20 protein-coding genes and 4 pseudogenes are annotated in these 20,527 nt (G+C 68.7%); 4 read left to right on the top strand and 20 right to left on the bottom strand.

Annotated elements, in window-relative coordinates; genetic code table 11:
* Positions 1 to 12 precede the first annotated feature (12 nt).
* The 7 genes and pseudogenes from ACFJGX_RS01000 to ACFJGX_RS01030 all read right to left on the bottom strand — a co-directional run.
* The gene (locus ACFJGX_RS01000) at positions 13 to 2,031 is read right to left on the bottom strand and encodes an acetyl/propionyl/methylcrotonyl-CoA carboxylase subunit alpha (RefSeq protein WP_382323009.1); all 2,019 of its coding nucleotides are present in this window, start codon (positions 2,029 to 2,031) and stop codon (positions 13 to 15) included.
* 8 nt (positions 2,032 to 2,039) lie between these two features.
* Positions 2,040 to 2,660: a DUF4126 domain-containing protein gene (locus ACFJGX_RS01005; protein WP_382323008.1), complete on the bottom strand. Its 621-nt coding sequence runs from the start codon at positions 2,658 to 2,660 to the stop codon at positions 2,040 to 2,042.
* A gap of 16 nt (positions 2,661 to 2,676) precedes the next feature.
* Positions 2,677 to 3,468: an enoyl-CoA hydratase/isomerase family protein gene (locus tag ACFJGX_RS01010; protein ID WP_382327564.1), complete on the bottom strand. Its 792-nt coding sequence runs from the start codon at positions 3,466 to 3,468 to the stop codon at positions 2,677 to 2,679.
* Between the two features lie 13 nt (positions 3,469 to 3,481).
* Positions 3,482 to 4,618, bottom strand: coding sequence for an acyl-CoA dehydrogenase family protein (locus ACFJGX_RS01015; RefSeq protein WP_382323007.1), 1,137 nt, complete (start codon positions 4,616 to 4,618; stop codon positions 3,482 to 3,484).
* Between the two features lie 4 nt (positions 4,619 to 4,622).
* Positions 4,623 to 4,862 carry a carboxyl transferase domain-containing protein gene (locus tag ACFJGX_RS01020; RefSeq protein WP_382327566.1) on the bottom strand — a complete coding sequence of 80 codons (240 nt, stop codon included), beginning with the start codon at positions 4,860 to 4,862 and terminating at the stop codon, positions 4,623 to 4,625.
* Positions 4,861 to 5,016: pseudogene (locus ACFJGX_RS01025) on the bottom strand (carboxyl transferase domain-containing protein); the annotation flags it as partial. The gene ACFJGX_RS01020 and the pseudogene ACFJGX_RS01025, both read right to left, overlap by 2 nt.
* Before the next feature lie 70 nt (positions 5,017 to 5,086).
* Positions 5,087 to 6,409: pseudogene (locus tag ACFJGX_RS01030) on the bottom strand (carboxyl transferase domain-containing protein); the annotation flags it as partial.
* On the opposite strand from ACFJGX_RS01030, the gene ACFJGX_RS01035 reads away from it, so the two are divergent.
* On the top strand, positions 6,390 to 7,409 hold the full coding sequence (locus ACFJGX_RS01035) for an AraC family transcriptional regulator (RefSeq protein WP_382323006.1): 1,020 nt from the start codon (positions 6,390 to 6,392) through the stop codon (positions 7,407 to 7,409). The pseudogene ACFJGX_RS01030 and the gene ACFJGX_RS01035 overlap by 20 nt on opposite strands.
* On the opposite strand, the gene ACFJGX_RS01040 is transcribed toward ACFJGX_RS01035, so the two are convergent.
* Positions 7,338 to 8,000, bottom strand: coding sequence for an HAD family hydrolase (locus ACFJGX_RS01040; protein WP_382323005.1), 663 nt, complete (start codon positions 7,998 to 8,000; stop codon positions 7,338 to 7,340). The two genes, ACFJGX_RS01035 and ACFJGX_RS01040, sit on opposite strands and share 72 nt — an antisense overlap.
* 12 nt (positions 8,001 to 8,012) lie before the next feature.
* Positions 8,013 to 8,399, bottom strand: coding sequence for a YchJ family protein (locus ACFJGX_RS01045; protein WP_382327568.1), 387 nt, complete (start codon positions 8,397 to 8,399; stop codon positions 8,013 to 8,015).
* Between the two features lie 92 nt (positions 8,400 to 8,491).
* Between ACFJGX_RS01045 and ACFJGX_RS01050 the strand changes: the two genes are divergently transcribed.
* Positions 8,492 to 9,196, top strand: a complete 705-nt coding sequence (locus ACFJGX_RS01050; RefSeq protein WP_382323003.1) for a glutathione binding-like protein — start codon at positions 8,492 to 8,494, stop codon at positions 9,194 to 9,196.
* A 93-nt stretch (positions 9,197 to 9,289) separates the two neighbouring features.
* Here the strand turns inward: ACFJGX_RS01050 and ACFJGX_RS01055 are convergent, their stop codons facing one another.
* The 8 genes and pseudogenes from ACFJGX_RS01055 to ACFJGX_RS01090 all read right to left on the bottom strand — a co-directional run bounded on the left by ACFJGX_RS01055 (position 9,290) and on the right by ACFJGX_RS01090 (position 17,787).
* Positions 9,290 to 10,750, bottom strand: a complete 1,461-nt coding sequence (locus tag ACFJGX_RS01055) for a TrkH family potassium uptake protein (RefSeq protein WP_382327570.1) — start codon at positions 10,748 to 10,750, stop codon at positions 9,290 to 9,292.
* Positions 10,751 to 10,762: 12 nt separating this feature from the next.
* Complete coding sequence (gene trkA / locus ACFJGX_RS01060; protein ID WP_382323002.1) at positions 10,763 to 12,154, bottom strand: Trk system potassium transporter TrkA; 1,392 nt, start codon at positions 12,152 to 12,154, stop codon at positions 10,763 to 10,765.
* Between the two features lie 246 nt (positions 12,155 to 12,400).
* The gene (locus tag ACFJGX_RS01065) at positions 12,401 to 13,534 is read right to left on the bottom strand and encodes an acyl-CoA dehydrogenase family protein (RefSeq protein WP_382323001.1); all 1,134 of its coding nucleotides are present in this window, start codon (positions 13,532 to 13,534) and stop codon (positions 12,401 to 12,403) included.
* A 26-nt stretch (positions 13,535 to 13,560) separates the two neighbouring features.
* Positions 13,561 to 14,230, bottom strand: a pseudogene (locus ACFJGX_RS01070) (SDR family oxidoreductase).
* A 16-nt stretch (positions 14,231 to 14,246) separates the two neighbouring features.
* Positions 14,247 to 15,431, bottom strand: a complete 1,185-nt coding sequence (locus ACFJGX_RS01075; RefSeq protein WP_382327572.1) for an acetyl-CoA C-acyltransferase — start codon at positions 15,429 to 15,431, stop codon at positions 14,247 to 14,249.
* Positions 15,432 to 15,495: 64 nt separating this feature from the next.
* Entirely contained in the window at positions 15,496 to 16,155 is a 660-nt protein-coding gene (gene can, locus ACFJGX_RS01080) for a carbonate dehydratase (RefSeq protein ID WP_382323000.1), read from the bottom strand.
* A 34-nt stretch (positions 16,156 to 16,189) separates the two neighbouring features.
* Positions 16,190 to 17,372: pseudogene (locus tag ACFJGX_RS01085) on the bottom strand (isovaleryl-CoA dehydrogenase).
* A gap of 31 nt (positions 17,373 to 17,403) precedes the next feature.
* Entirely contained in the window at positions 17,404 to 17,787 is a 384-nt protein-coding gene (locus tag ACFJGX_RS01090) for a PaaI family thioesterase (RefSeq protein WP_382325849.1), read from the bottom strand.
* A gap of 187 nt (positions 17,788 to 17,974) precedes the next feature.
* Here ACFJGX_RS01090 and ACFJGX_RS01095 point away from each other — a divergent pair, with 187 nt between their 5' ends.
* The gene (locus ACFJGX_RS01095) at positions 17,975 to 18,583 is read left to right on the top strand and encodes an IMPACT family protein (RefSeq protein ID WP_382327574.1); all 609 of its coding nucleotides are present in this window, start codon (positions 17,975 to 17,977) and stop codon (positions 18,581 to 18,583) included.
* Here ACFJGX_RS01095 and ACFJGX_RS01100 read toward each other — a convergent pair.
* Entirely contained in the window at positions 18,563 to 19,162 is a 600-nt protein-coding gene (locus ACFJGX_RS01100; protein ID WP_382322997.1) for a TetR/AcrR family transcriptional regulator, read from the bottom strand. The two genes, ACFJGX_RS01095 and ACFJGX_RS01100, sit on opposite strands and share 21 nt — an antisense overlap.
* Positions 19,163 to 19,343: 181 nt before the next feature.
* Between ACFJGX_RS01100 and ACFJGX_RS01105 the strand changes: the two genes are divergently transcribed.
* Positions 19,344 to 19,661: a VOC family protein gene (locus ACFJGX_RS01105; protein WP_382327576.1), complete on the top strand. Its 318-nt coding sequence runs from the start codon at positions 19,344 to 19,346 to the stop codon at positions 19,659 to 19,661.
* Between the two features lies 1 nt (position 19,662).
* On the opposite strand, the gene ACFJGX_RS01110 is transcribed toward ACFJGX_RS01105, so the two are convergent.
* On the bottom strand, positions 19,663 to 20,028 hold the full coding sequence (locus ACFJGX_RS01110; protein WP_382162507.1) for a DUF1304 domain-containing protein: 366 nt from the start codon (positions 20,026 to 20,028) through the stop codon (positions 19,663 to 19,665).
* 71 nt (positions 20,029 to 20,099) lie between these two features.
* On the bottom strand, positions 20,100 to 20,507 hold the full coding sequence (locus tag ACFJGX_RS01115) for a MerR family DNA-binding transcriptional regulator (protein ID WP_291113012.1): 408 nt from the start codon (positions 20,505 to 20,507) through the stop codon (positions 20,100 to 20,102).
* Between the last annotated feature and the right edge of the window lie 20 nt (positions 20,508 to 20,527).

Raw genomic sequence — 20,527 nt, forward strand, 5'->3', positions numbered from 1 at the left:
GCGGCGGCGCTGTCAGCCCACCGAGAGCTTGAGCAGTTCGGCGCCCTCGTTGACCTGGTCGCCGGGCGCGTAGAGCAGCTCGGCCACGGTGCCGTCGGCCGGCGCGGCGATGGTGTGCTCCATCTTCATCGCCTCCATCACGGCCAGCGCCTGGCCCTTGGTCACCGTGTCGCCGGCCTTGACCGCGAACGACACCACCTTGCCCGGCATGGGCGCGGTGAGGCGCCCGCCTTCGGCGGCGGCTTCGCCCGCGTGGGCCAGGGCATCGATCTCCACGATCTGGGTCGCGCCCAGGGCGCAGAACACATGCACGTTCTCGTCCACCTGCCAGGTCTGCACCGTCTGGCGCTGGCCGTTGAAGCGCAGGTCCATGCGGGTGCCGGTGTCGGCCGGCAGCGCCACGAAGTCCAGCACGGCGTTCACCTCGCCCACAGCGAGCTGCAGCGCGCCGTCGTGCAGGTAGCTCAGGTGGGCCAGCAGGGCTTCGCCCTGGTACTCGAAATCGAAGCGGCGCACGGTGATGCCGTGTGGGCGCCAGCCGTCGCGGCGCGAGAACGGGTCGGCGCCTTCGTCCGCGCGCTCGGCCACCAGGGTCTGCGCCACGGCGGCGGCCACGGCCAGCGGCAGGCCGACCTTGTCCTGGTGGAACAGCGCGGCGGCCTCGCGCGGGATCAGCGCGGTGTCCAGCTCGGCTTGGGCGAACGCGCGGCTGGTGACCACGTGGCGCAGGAACTGCACGTTGGTCGAAAGGCCGACGATGCGCGTCTCGGCCAGCGCGGCGTCCAGCCGCGACAGGGCCTCTTCGCGCGTGGCGCCATGCACGATCAGTTTGGCGACCATGGAGTCGTAGAACGGGCTGATGGTGTCGCCTTCGCGCACGCCGTCGTCCACCCGCACCGTGCCACGCTCGAAGCTGGTGCAGGCTGGCTTGCGGTAGACGGTGAGCGTGCCGGTGGCGGGCAGGAAGTTGTTGTCCGGCGTTTCGGCGCAGATGCGCGCCTCGATCGCGTGGCCGTGGATGCGCAGGTCTTCCTGCTTCAGCGGCAGGGGCTCGCCGCCGGCCACGCGCAGCTGCCATTCCACCAGGTCCAGGCCGGTGATGGCCTCGGTCACCGGGTGCTCCACCTGCAGGCGGGTGTTCATCTCCATGAAGTAAAAGCGCATGGCCTCGGGATGGGCGTAGCCCTCGGGCTGTTCGACGATGAACTCCACCGTGCCCGCGCCCACGTAGTTCACCGCCTTGGCCGCCGCCACCGCGGCCGCGCCCATCTGGGCACGCAGCTCGGGCGTCATGCCGGGCGCCGGCGCTTCTTCCAGCACCTTCTGGTGGCGGCGCTGCACCGAGCAGTCGCGCTCGAACAGGTAGACGCAGTCGCCCTGCGTGTCGCCGAACACCTGGATCTCGATGTGGCGCGGGCGCTGCACGTATTTTTCGATCAGCACCGCGTCGCTGCCGAAGCTGTTGCGCGCCTCGCGCTGGCAGCTGGCGAGCGCGGCGGCGAAGTCCTCGCTCTTCTCGACCACGCGCATGCCCTTGCCGCCGCCACCCGCGCTGGCCTTGATGAGCGCGGGGTAGCCGATGCGGTCGGCTTCGCGCTGCAGCAGGGCCGGGTCCTGGTCGGCGCCGTGGTAGCCCGGCACCAGCGGCACGCCGGCCTTTTCCATCAGGCGCTTGGACTCCGCCTTCAGGCCCATGGCCTCGATCGCCGACGACGGCGGGCCGATGAAGACCAGGCCGGCCTTCACGCAGGCGTTGGCGAAGGCTTCGTTCTCGCTCAGGAAGCCGTAGCCCGGGTGGATGGCCTGCGCGCCCGTGGCCTGGGCGGCCGCGATGATGCGCTCCCACTGCAGGTAGCTTTCCTTGGGCGCCGAGCCGCCGATGTGCACCGACTCGTCGCAGGCGGCCACGTGCTTGGCGCGCGCATCGGCGTCCGAGTAGACGGCGACGGTCTTCACGCCCAGGCGGCGCGCGGTGGCGGCGACGCGGCAGGCGATCTCGCCCCGGTTGGCAATCAGGATCTTGTGGAACATGGGACTTCCTAGGCGGTGGCGGTGAAGAAGGAGTGCACGCGGCGGAACACCGCGCGCAGGAACTTGAAGAGCATCCAGGTGGCGATCCACATCAGCACGACGGTGATCGCGAGCAACACGACGAAGACCAGTGGGTGGCTGGTGGCAAGCCAGACTGCGCCGACCACCAGGCCGTCCTCGACCAGGCTCATGCCGAGGTTGGAGAACGGCTCGGGCGAGCTGTTGATGGCCGCGCGCGTGGTGGTCTTGGCGGCCTGGCTGGTGGCGGCGAGCGAGCCGCCGAGCAGCGCGGCGGCCAGCGCCACGGTGCCGCCGTCGGCGCCGAACACGCCGGCCGCGAGCGCCGCGCCGGCCGGAATGCGCACCACGCTGTTGACCATGTCCCACAACGAATCGACCACCGGGATCTTGTCGGCGAAGAACTCGACGAAGAGCATGAAGCCGGCCGTGCCCAGCAGCACCGGGTGCTGCAGCGCCTGCAGGCCGGTGGGCAGCTCCATCCAGCCCATGGCGCCGGCCAGGCCGACGATGAACACCACGGCGTACAGGCGAAAACCGCTGGCCCAGCCGAGCGCGCCCGCGAGCGCGAGCAGCTCGGGCGTGCCCAGGGTGTGGAACCAGTCGGCCATGGGGTGCCTCCTCGGGTCAGGCCGCCGGCAGCCAGCCGGGCGGGCGCTTCTGCAGGAAGGACTGCAGGCCTTCGCGGCCTTCGTCGCTGGCGCGCACATCGGCGATGCGGCGCGCCGTCTCGCTGCGCAGGGCTTCGGTGATGGGCTGGCCGCCCACGTCGCGCACCAGGCGCTTGCACTCGCGCGCGGCCTTGGGGCCGTTGCGCACCAGCGTGGCGACGAGCTCGTCCACCTTCGCGTCCAGCGTCTCGGGCGTCGCGAGTTCGTGCACCATGCCCAGCGCGTGCGCGCGCACCGCGCTGAAGCGTTCGGCCGTCACCATGTAGCGGCGCGAGGCCTGCACGCCCAGGGCGCGCGCCACGTAGGGGCTGATGGTGGCGGGCAGCAGGCCCAGGCGGGCTTCGGACAGACAGAAGGTCGCGCCCTCCACCGCCACCAGCACGTCGCAGATCGCCGCCAGCCCCATGCCGCCGGCGTAACAGTCGCCCTGGATGCGGCCGACCACCGGCACCGGGCACTGGTCCAGCGTCCACAGCATATCGGCCAGCTGCTGCGCGTCGGCGCGGTTCTGGTCCCAGCTGTAGCCGGCCATGGTCTTCATCCAGTTCAGATCGGCCCCGGCGCAGAAGGCCTTGCCGTGCGCGCCGAGCACGACCACGCGCAGGGACTCGTCCTGGGCCAGTTCGGTGAAGGTCGCGGTGAGCGCGGCGATCACGTCGTCGTTGAAGGCGTTGCGCACGTCGGGGCGGTTGAGCCACACCTTCGCCACGTGCGGCGTGGGGCGGGTCACATCGATCACGTTGCTCATGTTCAGTCCTGCATCAATAGCGTTTCGCCACTTCTTCCAGCATCACCTCGGTCGCACCGCCGCCGATGGCGAGCACGCGCGCGTCGCGCCACAGGCGCTCGATCGCGGTCTCGCGGATGAAGCCCATGCCGCCATGGAACTGCTGGCAGGTCTGCACCACCTCGTTGACGAGTTCGCCGGTGAGCGCCTTGAGCATGGAGACCTCCTGCACGATGTCGTGCCCCTGGGTCACGCTCCAGGCGCAGTGGTACATGAACTGGCGCGCCGCGCGCGTCTTCGCGTCGAGCATCGACACGCGCTGGCGGATGGTCTGCTTGTCCCACAGCGTGGCGCCGAAGGCCTGGCGCTGGCGCACATAGTCCAGCGTGAGCTTCAGGGCCTGCGTGCAATGGCCGACGGCCATGGCCGCGAGCGCGATGCGCTCGGTCTGGAAGTTCTTCATGACCGAGTAGAAGCCCTTGCCCTGCTCGCCCAGCAAGTTCTCTTCCGGAATGCGCACGTTGTCGAACACGAGCTCGGCCGTGTCGCTGGAGAGCCAGCCGGTCTTCTTGAGCGCGCGGCCGACCGAGAAACCCGGTGTGCCCTTCTCGACGATGAACATGGTCACGTCGTGGCGCGCGGTGCCGGTCTTGGCGGCGACGAAGTACAGGTCGGCGTGCACGCCGTTGGTGATGAACATCTTGGTGCCGTTGAGCACCCACTCGTTGCCTTCCTTGCGCGCCGTGGTGCGGATGCCCGCCACGTCGGAACCCGCACCGGGTTCGGTGATGCCCACGGCAGTGATCACCTCGCCGGCCGTCACGCGCTTCAGGTACTTCGCCTTCTGCGCCGCGTTGCCCGCGTGGTGCAGGTGCGGGCCGGCCATGTCGGTGTGCACCAGCACGGTGATGATGAAGCCGGCGAAGGTGGACTGCGACAGTGCTTCGGCGAACACCAGGTTGGTCAGCGCGTCGGCATCACCACCGCCGTATTCGCCCTCGAACATCAGGCCCAGCAGGCCGGCCTGGCCCATGCGGCGCAGCACGTCGCGCGGCACCATGCCGGTCTCTTCCCAGGCGGCCGCGTGCGGCTCCACCTCGCGTTCGAGGAAGCGCGCGACCTGGTCGCGCAGCAGTTCGTGGTCGGGGTTGTCGTAGATGATCCTGGCCATGGCATCACATCCGGAAGACGCCGAACTTCGGCTCGCCGATCGGCGTGTTGAGGGTGGCCGAGAGGGCCAGACCGAGCACACGGCGCGTGTCGGCCGGGTCGATCACACCGTCGTCCCACAGGCGGGCGCTGGCGTAGTAGGGGTGCGACTGGTGGGCGAACTGATCCAGCAGCGGCTGCTTGAACTTCGCCTCTTCCTCGGCGCTCCAGCTGCCGCCCTTGCCCTCGATGCCGTCGCGCCGCACGGGTGCGCAGCACGCTGGCGGCCTGCTCGCCGCCCATCACGCTGATGCGCGCGTTGGGCCACATCCAGAGGAAGCGCGGGCTGTAGGCGCGGCCGCACATGCCGTAGTTGCCGGCGCCGTAGCTGCCGCCGATGATGATGGTGAATTTCGGCACCTGCGCCGCTGCGCACGGCCGTGACCATCTTGGCGCCGTGGCGCGCGATGCCCTCGCTCTCGTACTTGCGGCCGACCATGAAGCCGGTGATGTTCTGCAGGAACAGCAGCGGCACCTTGCGCTGGCAGCACAGCTCGATGAAGTGCGCGCCTTTCTGTGCGCTTTCGGAGAACAGCACGCCGTTGTTGGCGACGATGCCGATCGGCATGCCCTCGATGTGCGCGAAGCCGCAGACCAGGGTGGCGCCGTAGCGCGCCTTGAACTCGTGGAACTCGCTGCCGTCGACCACGCGGGCGATGATCTCGCGCACGTCGTAGGGCTTGCGCGTGTCGACCGGGATGACACCGTAGATTTCCTTCGGGTCGTACAGCGGCGCGCGCGGTTCGCGCAGGGCCTGCGTGGCGACCTTGCGGCGGTTGAGCGTGCGCACGGCCTGGCGCGCCAGCGCGAGCGCGTGCGCGTCGTTCTGCGCCAGGTGGTCGGCCACGCCCGAGAGGCGCGTGTGCACGTCGCCGCCGCCCAGGTCTTCGGCGCTCACGATCTCGCCGATGGCGGCCTTCACCAGCGGCGGGCCGCCCAGGAAGATCGTGCCCTGGTTCTTGACGATGATGGTCTCGTCGCTCATGGCGGGCACGTAGGCGCCGCCGGCCGTGCACGAGCCCATGACGACCGCGATCTGCGCGATGCCGTTGGCGCTCATGTTGGCCTGGTTGTAGAAGATGCGGCCGAAGTGCTCGCGGTCGGGAAACACGTCGTCCTGGTTCGGCAGGTTGGCACCGCCCGAATCCACCAGGTAGATGCAGGTCAGGTTGTTCTGCATCGCCACCTCCTGCGCCCGAAGGTGTTTCTTCACCGTCATCGGGTAGTAGGTGCCGCCTTTCACGGTGGCGTCGTTGCAGACGATCAGGCAGTCCACCCCGCTGACGCGGCCGATGCCGGCGATCACACCGGCGCAGGGCGCGCTGTCGGTGCCGTCGCGGTCGGGGTACATGTTGAGCGCCGCGAGCGGGCTGAGTTCCAGGAAGGGTGTGCCCGGGTCCAGCAGCATCTGCACGCGGTCGCGCGGCAGCAGCTTGCCGCGCGCGGTGTGTTTGGCGCGGGCGGCTTCACCGCCGCCGAGGGTGGCTTTGGCGATCTGGGCCTTGAGGTCGTCGACCACCACCTGCATGGCCTGGGCATTGGCGAGGAAGTCGGCGGAACGGGCGTTGAGTTGTGTCTCCAGGATCGGCATGGCGGCATCCGTTGTGGTGTTTCGGGGCATTGTGGAGGATAGACACGCGGATGAGGGCCGGCCTGCCATGCAGGTTGCAAATACCGCCAGCTCCGGCGAAACTGGCGCCATGCCTACCTCCGTTGACCGCGCCCTCACCCCCATGGCTTTCGTTCGCGCCATGGTGGCGGCCTACCGCGAGCGGGGCGTGGACGCGGCAGGCGCGCTCGAACTGGCACAAATTCCGCCAGGGAAAGTTGATCAGCCGAACGCCCGCATCACCGCCGCCCAGATGGAAGCGGTTTCGGAGGCCGCCATGCGCGAACTCGACGACGAAGGCCTGGGCTGCTTCAGCCGCGCCCTGCCTTGGGGCAGCTACGGCATGCTGGCGCGCGCCTCCCTCTCGGCCCCCACGCTGGGCATGGCGCTGCGGCGCTGGTGCCGCCACCATGGCCTGATCACCGACGATGTGGCGCTCTCGCTGGAGACGGTGAGTGAGCGCGCGCGCCTCGTGCTGCGCCCGCACCGCCGGCCCGGTCCGCTCACCGAGTTCTGCGTGGTCTCGGTGCTTCGCAACATCCACGGCCTGGCGAGCTGGTACGTCGATTCGCGCATCCCGCTGCAGGGTGCGCAGTTTCCCTACGCGCCGCCGCCCCACCTGGACGCGTATGCCGTGCTGTTCGACGGCCCGGCCACCTTCGGCGCGGACGAGGCCGCGATCGCCTTCGACGCGCGTTACCTCACCCTGCCGATGCGGCGCGACGAGGCCGCCATGAACCAGCTGCTGCAGCGCGCCCTGCCGCTCACCGTGCGCTCCTACCGGCGCGACCGCCTGCTGGTGCAGCGTGTGCGCCAGGTGCTGGCGACCCAGCCGCTGGACGCCCACAACGCCGACGACCTCGCCGCGTTGTTGAACGTCTCGGCGCGCACCCTGCACCGCCAGCTCAAGGACGAGGGGGCCTCGCTGCAGGCGCTGAAAGACGAGGTGCGCCGCCAGCGCGCCACCGAGCTGCTGCTGCGCACCCGCCGCCCGATCAAGCAGGTGGCGCAGGCCTGCGGCTTTCAGAACGAGAAGAGTTTCATCCGCGCGTTTCGCGGCTGGACCGGGCGCTCACCGGGCGAGTGGCGCGGCGAACAGCTCGCGCAGCTCGTCCATGTGGCCGAAGACGCGCGCCACCGGTAAGCCCTCGAACGCGCGCCCATGCCCCTCGGGGCAGTAGCCCCACACCGTGGCACCGGCCGCCAGCCCGGCCTGGGCGCCGGTGGCCGTGTCCTCCACCACCAGACAGCGCGCCGGGTCCACGCCCAGGTGCGCGGCGGCGGCCAGGTAAACGTCGGGCGCGGGCTTGGAGCGCGGCTGGTCGTGGCCGCTGAAGACACGGTCTTCGAACAGGGGCAGCATGCCCACAAGGTCGAGCTGCATCACGACCTTGGGCCGGTCGGCGCCCGAGGCGCAGGCGATGCGGCCGGCCACCTGACGGTGGATGGCCGTCACCGCCTCCACCGCGCCCTGCACCGCCTTGAGCTCGGCCAGCAGGCGCGCGTTGCGGCGCGCGTAGAAGCCCTGCAGCCATTCCTCGGTGAACGGTTTGCCGGTCTCGGCCTCGATGCGCGCGCGTTCGTCGCGCACGGCCTTGCCGATGAAGATGTCCATGCACTCGGCCTGGGTCAGCGCCCAGCCGCTCTCGTTGAGCACCTCGCGCAGCACGCCGTTGGTGATGGGCTCGCTGTCCACGAGCACGCCGTCGCAATCAAACAGAACTGCATCAAACATCTTGTCTTTCATTCAGTTGAGGATGTCGCCATCCACATAAAACCAGTGACCGTGCTCGCGCACGAAGCGGCTGCGCTCGTGCAGGCGCTGGCCGCGCCCCTGCACCCGCGAGCGCGCCACGAACTCGACTTCGGCGTGCGTGTCGTCAATGGACTTGTGGTGCTTCGCTTCGAGCCCGAGCCACTTCACACTGCCGTCCAGGTCCAGGGAAGCCGGCCGCTGGCTCGGATGCCAGGTGGCCAGCAGGTGCGCCTCGTCACCGCGCACGAAGGCGGTGTAGCGCGAGCGCATGAGCGCCTCGGCGTCGGGGGCGGGAACGCCGGTGCCGAGGTAGCGGCCGCAGCAATGCGGGAAATCGGGGCCGAGGCCACAAGGGCAGGCGTCTTTCGTCGTGGGCATGAAGAGCCGATTATCGATCCCCTTGCAAGGGTGGGGGCATGGCGAGCGGGTGTTCCAATGGCGCCTCTTGCCTTCGACTTCAAGGACCGCCCATGAGCACGCTCGACACCTTCGCCATCACCCAGAAATGGCCCGCCACCCACCCCGACCGCCTGCAGCTGTACTCGCTGCCCACGCCCAATGGCGTGAAGGTCTCGATCATGCTGGAGGAAACCGGTCTGCCCTACGAGCCGCACCTGGTGAGCTTCGACACCAACGACCAGATGTCGCCGGCGTTTCTCTCGCTCAACCCGAACAACAAGATCCCCGCCATCCTCGACCCGAACGGACCGGACGGCCGCCCGCTGGCGCTGTGGGAGTCGGGGGCCATCCTGGTCTACCTGGCCGGCAAGACCGGCCGTTTCCTGCCCGACGACGCGGCAGGCAAGTACGAAACCCTGCAGTGGCTGATGTTCCAGATGGGCGGCGTGGGCCCGATGTTCGGCCAGCTCGGTTTCTTCCACAAGTTCGCCGGCAAGGACTACGAGGACAAGCGCCCGCGCGACCGTTACGTGAACGAGAGCAAGCGCCTGCTCAAGGTGCTGAACGAGCGCCTGGAAGGCCGCGCCTGGCTGATGGGCGACGCCTACACCATCGCCGACATCGCCACCTGGCCCTGGGTGCGCAACCTGGTCGGCTTCTACGGCGCGGGCGAGATCGTGGGGTTCGCCGACTTCCCGAACCTGAAACGCGTGCTGGAAGCGTTCGAACAGCGCCCCGCCGTGCAGCGCGGCCTGAAAATCCCCGCCCGCGGCTGAAGGGCCTGATCCAGGGACGCCGCGGAACTGGCTTCGCCAGGCCGCAGGCGTCGCCCCCTTGAGGGGGTCGCGCGAAGCGCGGCAGGGGTGGGCTTACTTCCTCCAGAAGTGGGTGGTGAAGAGGACCAGCACGGTCAGGAGTTCCAGCCGGCCGAGCAGCATCGAGAAACTCAGCACCCACAGCTGCACCTCGCTCAGCCCCCCGAAGTGGCCGGTGGGCCCCACCTCGCCCAGGCCCAGGCCGATGGTGTTGACGGTGGCGATCACGGCGGAGAACGCGGTCACCACGTCCATGCCGGTGAGCAGCAGCACCATGGTCAGGCCCACGGTGGTGGCGCCGTAGATGAGCATGAAGCCCAGCACGGCCGTCATCACCGAGGCGGGCATGACCACGCCACCGAGCGTGACCGGATTGACCACGCGCGGGTGGATGATGCGCACCAGCTCGCGCCGGGCCTGCTTGATCAGCAGCACCATGCGGACCATCTTGATGCCACCGCCGGTGGAGCCGGCGCAGGACACGAAGCAGCCCAGGAACAGCAGCAGCACCGGCGCGAACACCGGCCACTTCGCGTAGTCGGCGGAGGCATAGCCGGTGGTGGTCGCCATCGACACGACGTGGAACGCGCTGGTGCGCAACGCTTCGACCCAGTCGCTGTAGCCGCCGTGCGCCACCAGCAGCGCTGCCACCACCACGATGGAGACGGCCATCACGCCGACGTAGGTGCGGATCTCGTTGTCGTCGGTGAGCGGGCGCAACGACCGGCGGCGCAGCACGATGAAGTAGCGCATGAAGCTCACGCCGGAGAGCAGCATGAACACGGTGGCGACGTTCTCGATCGTGGGCGAGTTGAAGTAACCGAAGCTGGCGTCGTGCGACGAGAAGCCGCCCAGGCCCATGGTGGTGCACATGTGCATGAAGGCGTCGGCCCAGCCCATGCCGGCCCAGCGGTAGGCCAGCATGCAGGCCGCCGAGAGCAGCACGTACACGCCCCAGAGGCCGCGCGCGGTTTCCGCGATGCGCGGCGTGAACTTGGTGTCCTTCATCGGCCCCGGCGTTTCGGCGCGGTAGAGCTGCACGCCGCCGAGCCCCAGCAAAGGCAGCACCGCGACCACCAGCAGCATGATGCCCAGGCCCCCGATGTACTGCAGGAAGCAGCGCCACACATTCACCGAGACCGGCAAGGCGTCCAGCCCCGAGATCGCGGTGGCACCCGTCGCGGTGAGCGCGCTCATGGCCTCGAAGTAGGCTTTGGTCACGCCGATGCCGGGCACGGTGTAGAGCAGCGGCGCGGCGGCAAAAGCCGGCAGCACCAGCCACACGAGGTTGACCAGCAGGAAGCCGTCCTTGGTCTGCAGCTCGCGGCGGTGCAGGCGGGTATAGCGCCACAGCACAAGGCCACAGGCCGCCGTGACCGCGAAGCCCACGGCCCAGACCGCCGCGTGGTCGCGCGCGTCCAGGAACCAGGCCCAGGCCAGCGGCACCAGGAAGGCCGGCGCGAACGCGAGCAGGATGCGCGAGAACACGGCGAGAACCGGCAGCACGTTGTACATGGAACGGGGATCTCAGCCGAAGAAGGTGGCGCTCACCTGGAACAGGCGCTCGACCTCGCGGACGAGGCGCTTGTTCGGGATGAAGACGATGATGTGGTCGTCGGTCTCGATCACGGTGTCGTGGTGCGGCATCAGCACCTCGGACTTGCGGCCCTCGCCGCGCACGATGGCGCCGATGCGCGTGCCCTTGGGCAGCTTGACCTCTTCCACCTTGCGGCCGACCAGCTTGCTGGTCTTCACGTCGCCGCGCGCGATGCCTTCGAGTGCCTCGGCCGCACCGCGGCGCAGGCTGTGCACCACGGCCACGTCGCCGCGCCGCAGGTGGGTGAGCAGCTCACCGATGACGGCCTGCGAGGGCGAGATGGCGATGTCGATGGTGCTGCCTTGCATCATGTCGGCGTAGGCGCGGCGGTTGATCAGCGAGAGCACGCGCCCCGCGCCCAACCGCTTGGCCAGCATGGCGGACATGATGTTGTCCTCGTCGTCGCTGGTGAGCGCGAGGAACATGTCCATCTCGCCCACGTTCTCGTCCAGCAGCAGCTCCTCGTCGGCGCCGTCGCCTTGCAGGATCAGCATGTTCGAGGGCAGCTGGCTGGCCAGGTACTCGCAGCGCTTGAGGTCGCGCTCGATGATCTTCACTTCGCACTGGCCCGCGAGGCTGCGCGCCAGCCGCAGGCCGACCTTGCCGCCGCCGGTGATCATGAGCCGGCGCACGGGTTTGTCGATGTTGTGGACCGCGCCCAGCACGTGGCGGATCTTCTCGGTGTCGGCGAGCACGAACACCTCGTCGCCCGCGAGGATGCGGGTCTGCGGCGTGGCTTCCATTTCGGTGTCGAGCCGGTAGAGCGCGACCACGCGCATCTCGGCATGGGGAAAGCGTTCGCGGATTTCGCCGATGGTGTGGCCCACCAGGGCGCCGCCGTGCGCCGCGCGCACCGCGATCAGGCTGGCTCGGCCGTCGGCGAACTCGAGCACCTGCAGGGCTTCGGGGTAGCTGATGAGCTGGTGGATGTAGCGCATCACCGACTCTTCGGGGCAGATCACGTGGTCGACCGCGAAGCCGTTCTTGCCCAACAGTTCGTCGCCTTCGGTGAATTCGGGGGAGCGCAGGCGGGCGATGGTGCTGGGCACGTTGAACACGTCGTGTGCGACTTTGCAGACGACCAGGTTGGTTTCGTCGTGCGCGGCGCAGGCGATGAGCATGTCGGTGTCCTGCGCGCCGGCTTCGCGCAGCACGGAGGGCTGGATGCCGTTGCCGACCACGCCCCGCAGGTCCAGCCGTTCTTCCAGCGCGCGCAGGCGGGCCGGGTCCATGTCGATCACGGTGATGTCGTTCTGCTCGGAGACCAGGCTTTCCGCGACGCTTTCGCCCACGCGGCCGGCTCCCAGGATGATGATGTTCATGGTGGCGCGATCATACGAGGGACGGGTGCATTCCGCGCCTTTCATGCCTGGACCTCGCGGGCTCATGGGCGCCCGGCGCTCTGCTCCGCGGGTGTCCCCCGGCGGCTGGTGCCGCCTCCTCCTTTACCCCGCTGCGCAGAACGCCAGGCACCCATGAGCCAGAAGGGATGTAGGAGCGTCACCGCCCGCACACCAAGAGGTCATCGGCCACCCTCACGGCCGATGACCGCTCTTGCCGGAGAAAAATCAGGCCAGCGCCCGCTGGATCAAAATCTTCTGCACGTCCGAAGTGCCTTCATAGATCTGGCACACCCGCACATCCCGGTAGATGCGCTCCACCGGGAAATCGCTCACATACCCGTAGCCCCCGTGCACCTGGATCGCGTCCGAGCACACCTTCTCCGCCATCTCGCTGGCGAACAGCTTGGCCATGGCGGCCTCCTTCAGGCAGGGCTCCCCGGCGTCGCGCAAGGCCGCCGCATGGTGCACCATCGCGCGCGCCACCTCGATCTGTGTCGCCATCTCGGCCAGCCGGAACCCGACCGCCTGGTGGTTGAAGATCGGCTGGCCAAAACTCTCCCGCTGCTTCGAATAGGTGAGCGCACACTCAAACGCGCTGCGCGCCATGCCCACGCTCTGCGCCGCGATGCCGATGCGACCACCTTCCAGCGCGGACAACGCGATCCGGTAGCCCTCCCCCTCCCCGCCGATCAGGTTCTCGGCCGGCACGCGGCAGTTCTCGAAATTGATCTGCGCCGTGTCGCTGCTGTGCTGGCCCAGCTTGTCCTCCAGCCGCGCGACCACATAACCCGGGGTGTTCGTGGGCACCAGGAAGGCGCTCATGCCCTTCTTGCCCGCGCCTTTGTCCGTCACCGCGATCACGATCGCCAGGTGGCCGTTCTTGCCGCTGGTGATGAACTGCTTGACGCCGTTGATCACGTAGTCGCCGTCGGGCTGCTTCACCGCCGTCGTGCGCAGCGCCGAGGCGTCGCTGCCCACGTGCGGTTCGGTCAGGCAGAACACGCCCAGCATCTGGCCGGCGGCCAGCGGGCGCAGCCATTGGTCCTGCTGCCGGGCATTGCCATAGCGCATCAGGATGGCGTTGACCGGGCAGTTGGTGACCGAGATCGCGGTGCTGGTGCCACCGTCACCGGCCGCGATTTCTTCCAGCACCACGGCCAGGGTCACGTAGTCCAGCCCCGCACCGCCCAGCGCTTCGGGCACACAGATGCCATAGGCGCCCAACTCGGCCAGGCCCTGGTGCACGTCCTTCGGGAAGTGGTGCTCCTTGTCCCACTTCGCCGCGTGCGGCCACAGCTGCTCCTGGGCAAAACTGCGCACCGCGTCGCGGATCATGAGTTGGTCTTGGTTGAGCGGCATGGAAGCGTCTTTCGCAGGAGAGAGGGTTACCAGCTGGCGGCGCGCCGGCCGTCGTGGTGGATGAGGCGGCCGTTGTCTTCGGGAGTGAGCGAGGCCAGCACGCGGCGCAGCCCGGCCACGCTGCGTTCGACCGTCAGCGGCGCGGCACCGCCGCCCATGTCGGTCTGCACCCAGCCCGGGTCCAGCGCCACGCAGGTGGCGCCCGGGGTAACTGTGCCGGGCACTGGCGACGGCCATGTTCACGGCCGCCTTGCTCACGCGGTACAGCCAGGCGTCGCTGCCGTCCACCAGGCCGACCTGGCTCATTTCGCTGGAGAAGGCCGCGAAAACCCCACCGGCCGCCTCGACCGCCGGCATCACCTGAGGCATGGCCTGCATCAGGCCGAGCACGTTGGCGTGCATCACGCGGTCGAAGGCCTCGCGCGTGGGCGGCGTCTTCGCGCCGTGGGGGTCGAGCACGCCCGCCACGTACAGGGCCACGTCGAGTTCCTCGCCATCGAGCGACCAGGCCAGGCCGCTCACGCTGGCGGGGTCGGCCACGTCCACACGCAGCGGCTCGGCACCGAGTTCGCGCAGGCGCTCCAGGCCGGCGTCGTCGCGGGCGGTGGCGATCACGCGCTCGCCCGCTTCCAGGTATTGGCGCACGATCTCCAGGCCGATGCCGCGAGACGCGCCGATCACCAGCACGGTGAGCATGGTGGTGCGCCGGGCCTCAGGCCAGTTCGATCGCCATGGCCGTGGCTTCGCCACCGCCGATGCACAGGGTGCGCACGCCCTTCTTGCCGCCCCGCGCCTTCAGCGCGTGCAGCAGCGTGACCAGGATGCGCGCGCCGCTGGCGCCAATGGGGTGGCCCAGCGCGCAGGCGCCGCCGTTGACGTTGACCTTCTCGTGCGGAATCTTCAACTCGGCCATGAGCGCCATCGGCACCACGGCGAAGGCTTCGTTGATCTCCCACAGATCGACGTCGCCGACCTGCCAGCCGGTCTTCTCCAGCAGCTTCTGCGTGGCGCCCACGGGCGCGGTGGCGAACCAGTTCGGCTCCTGGGCGTGCGTGGCATGGGCCACGATGCGCGCCAGCGGCTTCGCGCCGAGCTGCTTCGCGGTGGACTCGCGCATCAGCACCAGAGCGGCGGCACCGTCGTTGATGGATGAGCTGGAGGCGGCGGTGATGGTGCCGTCCTTCTTGAACGCGGGCTTGAGCGCGGGAATCTTGTCGAGCTTGACCTTGCCTGGGCCTTCGTCGGTGGACACCACGCGCTCGCCGCTGCGGTCCTTCACGGTGACGGGCGTGATCTCGGCGGCGAAGGCGCCGCTGTCGGTGGCGGCCTTGGCACGCGTGACCGACGCGATGGCGAACGCGTCCTGCTGTTCGCGCGTGAAGCTGTATTTGGCGGCGCAGTCTTCACCGAAAGTGCCCATGGAGCGGCCGGCTTCGTAGGCGTCTTCCAGGCCGTCGAGCATCATGTGGTCGTACACCTTGTCGTGGCCCATGCGGTAACCGCCCCGGCCCTTCTGCAGCAGGTAGGGCGCGTTGGTCATGCTTTCCATGCCACCCGCGACCATCACGGTGGCGCTGCCGGCGGCGAGCATGTCGTGCGCCAGCATGGTGGCCTTCATGCCCGAACCGCACATCTTGGACAGCGTGACGGCGCCAGCCGACTTCGGCAGGCCACCCTTGAACGCGGCCTGGCGCGCGGGCGCCTGGCCCTGGCCCGCCATCAGGCAGTTGCCGAACAGCACTTCGTCCACCTGGGCCGGATCCACCCCGGCGCGCTGCACCGCCGCCTGGATGGCCGCGCCACCGAGGTCGTGGGCCGACAGGCTGGCGAAGTCGCTCTGGAAGGCGCCCATGGGCGTGCGCGCGGCGCCGACGATGACGATGGGATCTGCGGACATGGTGAAAACTCCTGATGAACAAAAGTGAAAGGGGATCGGGCCGGCGCACGCGGCCCTGTGGAACTCAGTCGCGTGACCGCACCGCCACGCCTTCGATGGCGCGCAGGTAGACCGCGTCGAGATCGGGGTTGCCGCGCACGGTCATCTGCAGGTCCTGCACGAGGCCGTCCTTGAGGCCATAGACCCAGCCGTGCAGCGCGAGCGGCTGACCGCGGGTCCAGGCGTCCTGCACCACGGTGGTCTGCGCCACGTTGACGACCTGCTCGATGGCGTTGAGCTCGCACAGCGCGTCGTGCCGGTGGCTTTCGGACAGGCCCGCCAACAGGGCGGAGTGGCGGTCGCGCACGTCCTTGATGTGGCGCAGCCAGTTGTCGGCCAGGCCCACGCGCGTGTCGCGCAGCGCGGCGAGCACGCCGCCGCAGCCATAGTGACCCACCACCATCAGGTGCTCGACCTTGAGCACATCGACCGCGTACTGCACCGTCGACAGGCAGTTCAGGTCGGTGGGCACCACCACGTTGGCCACGTTGCGGTGCACGAAGACCTCGCCCGGGTCCAGGCCGGTGATCTGGTTCGCCGGCACGCGGCTGTCGGAGCAGCCGATCCACATGTAGCGCGGGCTCTGCTGTTGCGAGAGCTTGGTGAAGAAGCCGGGACGCTCGGCCTCGACCTGGGCCGCCCAGCGGCGGTTGTGTTCGAGAAGGTGTTGAAGATCGTTGCTCATGGGTGGGATTGTCCGCTCAAGAGGCCTCGGACCTTCACATCGTCTCGGCGAACAGTTCGCGACCGATGAGCATGCGGCGGATTTCGCTCGTGCCCGCGCCGATCTCGTACAGCTTGGCGTCGCGCCACAGGCGGCCCAGTGGGTACTCGTTGATGTAGCCGTTGCCGCCGAAGATCTGGATGCCCTCGCCGGCCATCCACGTCGCCTTCTCCGCGCACCAGAGGATCACGGAGGCGCAGTCCTTGCGCACCTGGCGCACGTGCTCGGTGCCCAGCAGGTCCAGGTTCTTGCGCAACGGTGTAGGCGAACGAGCGGCCGGCCTGCAGCACGGTGTACATGTCCGCCACCTTGCCCTGGATCAGCTGGAACTCGCCGATGCTCTGGCCGAACTGCCTGCGGTCGTGGATGTAGGGCACCACGTTGTCCATGACGGCCTGCATGATGCCCAGCGGACCACCGGTGAGCACCGCGCGCTCGTAGTCGAGCCCGCTCATGAGCACCTTGGCGCCGTTGTTCAGGCCGCCCATGATGTTCTCGGCCGGCACCTCGACGTTGTTGAACACCATCTCGCCGGTGTGGCTGCCGCGCATGCCCAGCTTGTCCAGCTTCTGCGCGGTGGAGAAGCCCTTCATGCCCTTCTCGACGATGAAGGCGGTGACGCCGCGCGCGCCCATCTCGGGCTCGGTCTTGGCGTAGACCACCATGGTGTCGGCGTCCGGGCCGTTGGTGATCCACATCTTGCTGCCGTTGAGCAGGTAATAGCCGCCCTTGTCCTCGGCCTTGAGCTTCATGCTGATCACGTCCGAGCCCGCGCCGGGCTCGCTCATGGCCAGGGCGCCCACGTGCTCGCCGCTGATGAGCTTGGGCAGGTACTTGCGGCGCTGGGCGTCGTTGCCGTTGCGCTTGATCTGGTTCACGCACAGGTTGCTGTGCGCGCCGTACGAGAGGCCCACGCTGGCCGAGGCGCGCGAGATCTCCTCCATGGCGATCATGTGGGCCAGGTAGCCCATGTTGGCGCCGCCGTACTCCTCGCCCACGGTGATGCCCAGCACGCCCAGGTCGCCCATCTTGCGCCACACGTCCATGGGGAACTGGTCGGCGCGGTCGATCTCGGCCGCGCGCGGCGCGATCTCGGCCTGCGCGAAATCGCGCACCGCGTCGCGCAGCGCGTCGATGTCTTCTCCAAGCTGGAAGTTCAGGCCGGGCAGGTTGGTCATGCGGGTCTCCGTGGGTGTTTGGGAAAAGGGCTCAGCCCTGGATATTGTCGCGGCCGACCACCGCCATGAGGGTGCAGCCCATGGTGGCGATCAGCTTCTCGCGCCCGCCGTCGATGGCATAGGCGTGGCCTTCGCACACCGTGACAGTGCGCCCGGGCTTGATCACCGTGCCGACCATGCGAAAGCTCTCGCCTTGCGCGGGCGCCAGCAGGTTGATCTTGAATTCGATGGTGAGCACCGCGGCCTCCAACGCCATCAGCGTGAAGCCGGCGTAGCCGCACGCGGAGTCGAGCGCGGTCGCCACGATGCCCGCGTGCAGAAACCCGTGCTGCTGGGTCAGCGGCTCGGCCCAGGGCAAGGTGATCTCGACCCGGCCGGGAACCACCGAGGCCAGCGTGGCGCCCAGGGTGCGCATGGCGGCCTGGCGCGCAAAGCTCTCGCGCGTGCGCTGGTCAAAACCGGCGTGGCGCGGCTCGAAGGTGGGAGAGGTCAAGGGGTGTCTCGCAACAGGCAGTGAACCGCGATTCTACGTTGACGTTTACGTAAACGTCAATTTCAACGGCGCCGAGCCGCGTCGGCCACAGGGCTATGCTCGACGCCCCATGCCCTACACCCTGTCCGCCCCGGTTCACAGCGAAAGCCTGATCAAGAAAAGCCGCTTCATCGGTTGCGTGGAGCCGATGGTGGACCGCGCCTCGGCGCTGCGGCGGGTCGCGGCCTTGCGCGCCGCACACCCGGGCGCCACCCACGTGTGCTGGGCGCTCATGGCCGGTGGCGACTCCGCCGCCAACGACGACGGCGAACCCGGCGGCACCGCCGGGCGGCCCATGCTGGAGGTGCTGCGCCACCAGGACCTGGAGGGCGTGCTCGCGACCGTGGTGCGCTACTACGGCGGCACGCCGCTGGGCGCGGGCGGCCTGGTGCGCGCCTACACCGACAGCGTGGCCCAGGCGCTGCTGCAGGCCGACAAGGTGCCGGTGGTGCGCTGGCGAGCACTGCGCTGCGTGCTGCCCTACGCGCTGGAAGGCTGGCTGCGCCGCGAGCTCGACGGCCACGGCGCGCGCCTGGTCGAAGCGCTGCATGGCGACGGCGTGACGGTGTCGCTGCAAGTGCCCGAACCGCAAGCCGAAGCCCTGGTGACGCGCCTCAACGACGCCGGCCAGGGCCGTGTGGTCTGGCTCGAAGAAGCCTCAGACCGGGACGAGGCGTGACAGCAGCAGACGAACCGCCTGCTCATAGGGCTCGGCCGATTCGCCCCGGGCGATCGCCAGTGCCGCGCGGTCGAACGCCGCCGACAGCAGCACGCTGAGCTCGCGCAGGGGCAGCACGGCCTCGGGACGGTCTTTCAGCGCGTTCTGCAAACCCTCCTGCAAGGCCTGGAAACCCGCGAGGTCGCTCAAACCGAGCACCTGCTCGGCCGTCAGCACGGCCGGGGCTTCGAGCAGCAAGAGGCGGGCGCGGCCGGCCTCGGCCATGGCGGCGAAATAGGCCTGGGCGCCCGCCAGCAGCGCGTCCACCGGCTTCGGCTGGTGCCGCGAACGCTGCGCGATCTCGTCCGCCACCTCCTGCGCCACCTGACGGGCCACGGCATGGAACAGCTCGGTCTTGTCCGTGAAATGGTGGTACAGCGCGCCCCGGGTCACGTTCGCGGCCGCGACGATCTCGGGCGTGCCCGTGGCGGCGAAGCCCCGGGCCTCGAACAGCGCCCGCGCCGCGCTCACCAGCGCGGCGCGGGTGGCGTCGGTGCGCTCACCTTGGGAACGGCGTTGGGGTGGAAGGGTATTTTGCATACATGCAGCCTGTATGTTATATTGAAGTTACATGCATATTGTATGTATGTTTTTTACAGGAGATCCGCCATGAAATCCACCTCGTACTATCCCGTCCTCATGACCGACCGCGTGGCCGAGACGGCCCGCTTCTACGAAAACCCACTTCCGCCTCACCAGCCTGTTCGACTGCGGCTGGTATGTGCACCTGCAATCCAGCGAAGACCCGACGGTCAACCTCGCCATCCTTGATGGCACGCACACCACGATCCCGGCCAGCGCGCGGGGCGGCCGGGCCTCGGGGGTGCTGATCAACTTCGAGGTGGCCGATGTGGACGCGGAATACGAGCGCGCGATCGCCCAGGGCCTGACCGTGCTGCTCGGCTTGCGGGACGAAGCCTTTGGCCAGCGCCACTTCATCGTGCAAGGGCCCGACGGCGTGCTGATCGATGTGATCAAACCGATCCCCCCGAGCGGGGAATTCGTGCGCCTGTACACGGCGGGCGCCACCGCGGCCTAGATCAGGCCGTGCGGCTCAGCCAGACCAGCACGAGCCCCAGCGCGGCAGGCAGCGCCTGCACGAACAGGATCTTGCGGCTCGCCGTGACCGCGCCGTAGAGGCCGGCGATCAACACGCAAAGCAGGAAGAACACTTTCACGCCAAAGCCCTCGGGGCCTAGCCACAGGCCCCAGAGCAGGCCGGCGGCCAGAAAGCCGTTGTACAGCCCCTGGTTGGCCGCGAGCACCTTGGTGGCCGCGGCCGACTGGGGCGTCTGGCCGAAGGCGCGCATGCCGGCCGGCTTGTCCCACAGGAACATCTCGAGCACGAGAAAGTAGAAGTGCAGCAGCGCGACGAGCGCAACGACGATGCTGGCGATCAGGGACATGGCAACGGCCTTTCACTTTTCTTCGAGGACGCGGCCCCATCGCCACGGACGCCGGCAGCTTACCCCGGCCGTCAGGCCTTGGGGCTTTTTTCGATCTTGCCCAGCAGGGCGCGGGCTTCCTTCTCGTGCGTCTTCACCTCGTCGAGGTTGGCCAGCAGATCGGCCATCTGCTCCTCCAGCTGGTGGCGGTGGTCGGCCAGCACGGTGAGGAACTTGCGCAGCTGCGGTCCGGTGTCGCGCGGGCTGTCGTACATGTCGATGATGTCCTTGGCCTCGGTCAGCGACAGCCCCAGGCGCTTGGCGCGCAAGGTGAGCTTGAGGCGCGTGCGGTCGCGCGAGGTGTAGACCCGGTTGCGGCCCCCCGGGCCTTCGCGCTGCGGTTGCAGCAGGCCCATGTCCTCATAGAAGCGGATGGCGCGCGTGGTCAGGTCGAACTCGCGGGCCAGGTCGCTGATGGTGTAGGTCGGGTTCGTCGCCATGGGGGGTGCCCTGTTATTTG

Origin of the sequence: Hydrogenophaga sp. UC242_50 (assembly GCF_042697355.1) — a bacterium.
Lineage (GTDB): Bacteria > Pseudomonadota > Gammaproteobacteria > Burkholderiales > Burkholderiaceae_C > Hydrogenophaga.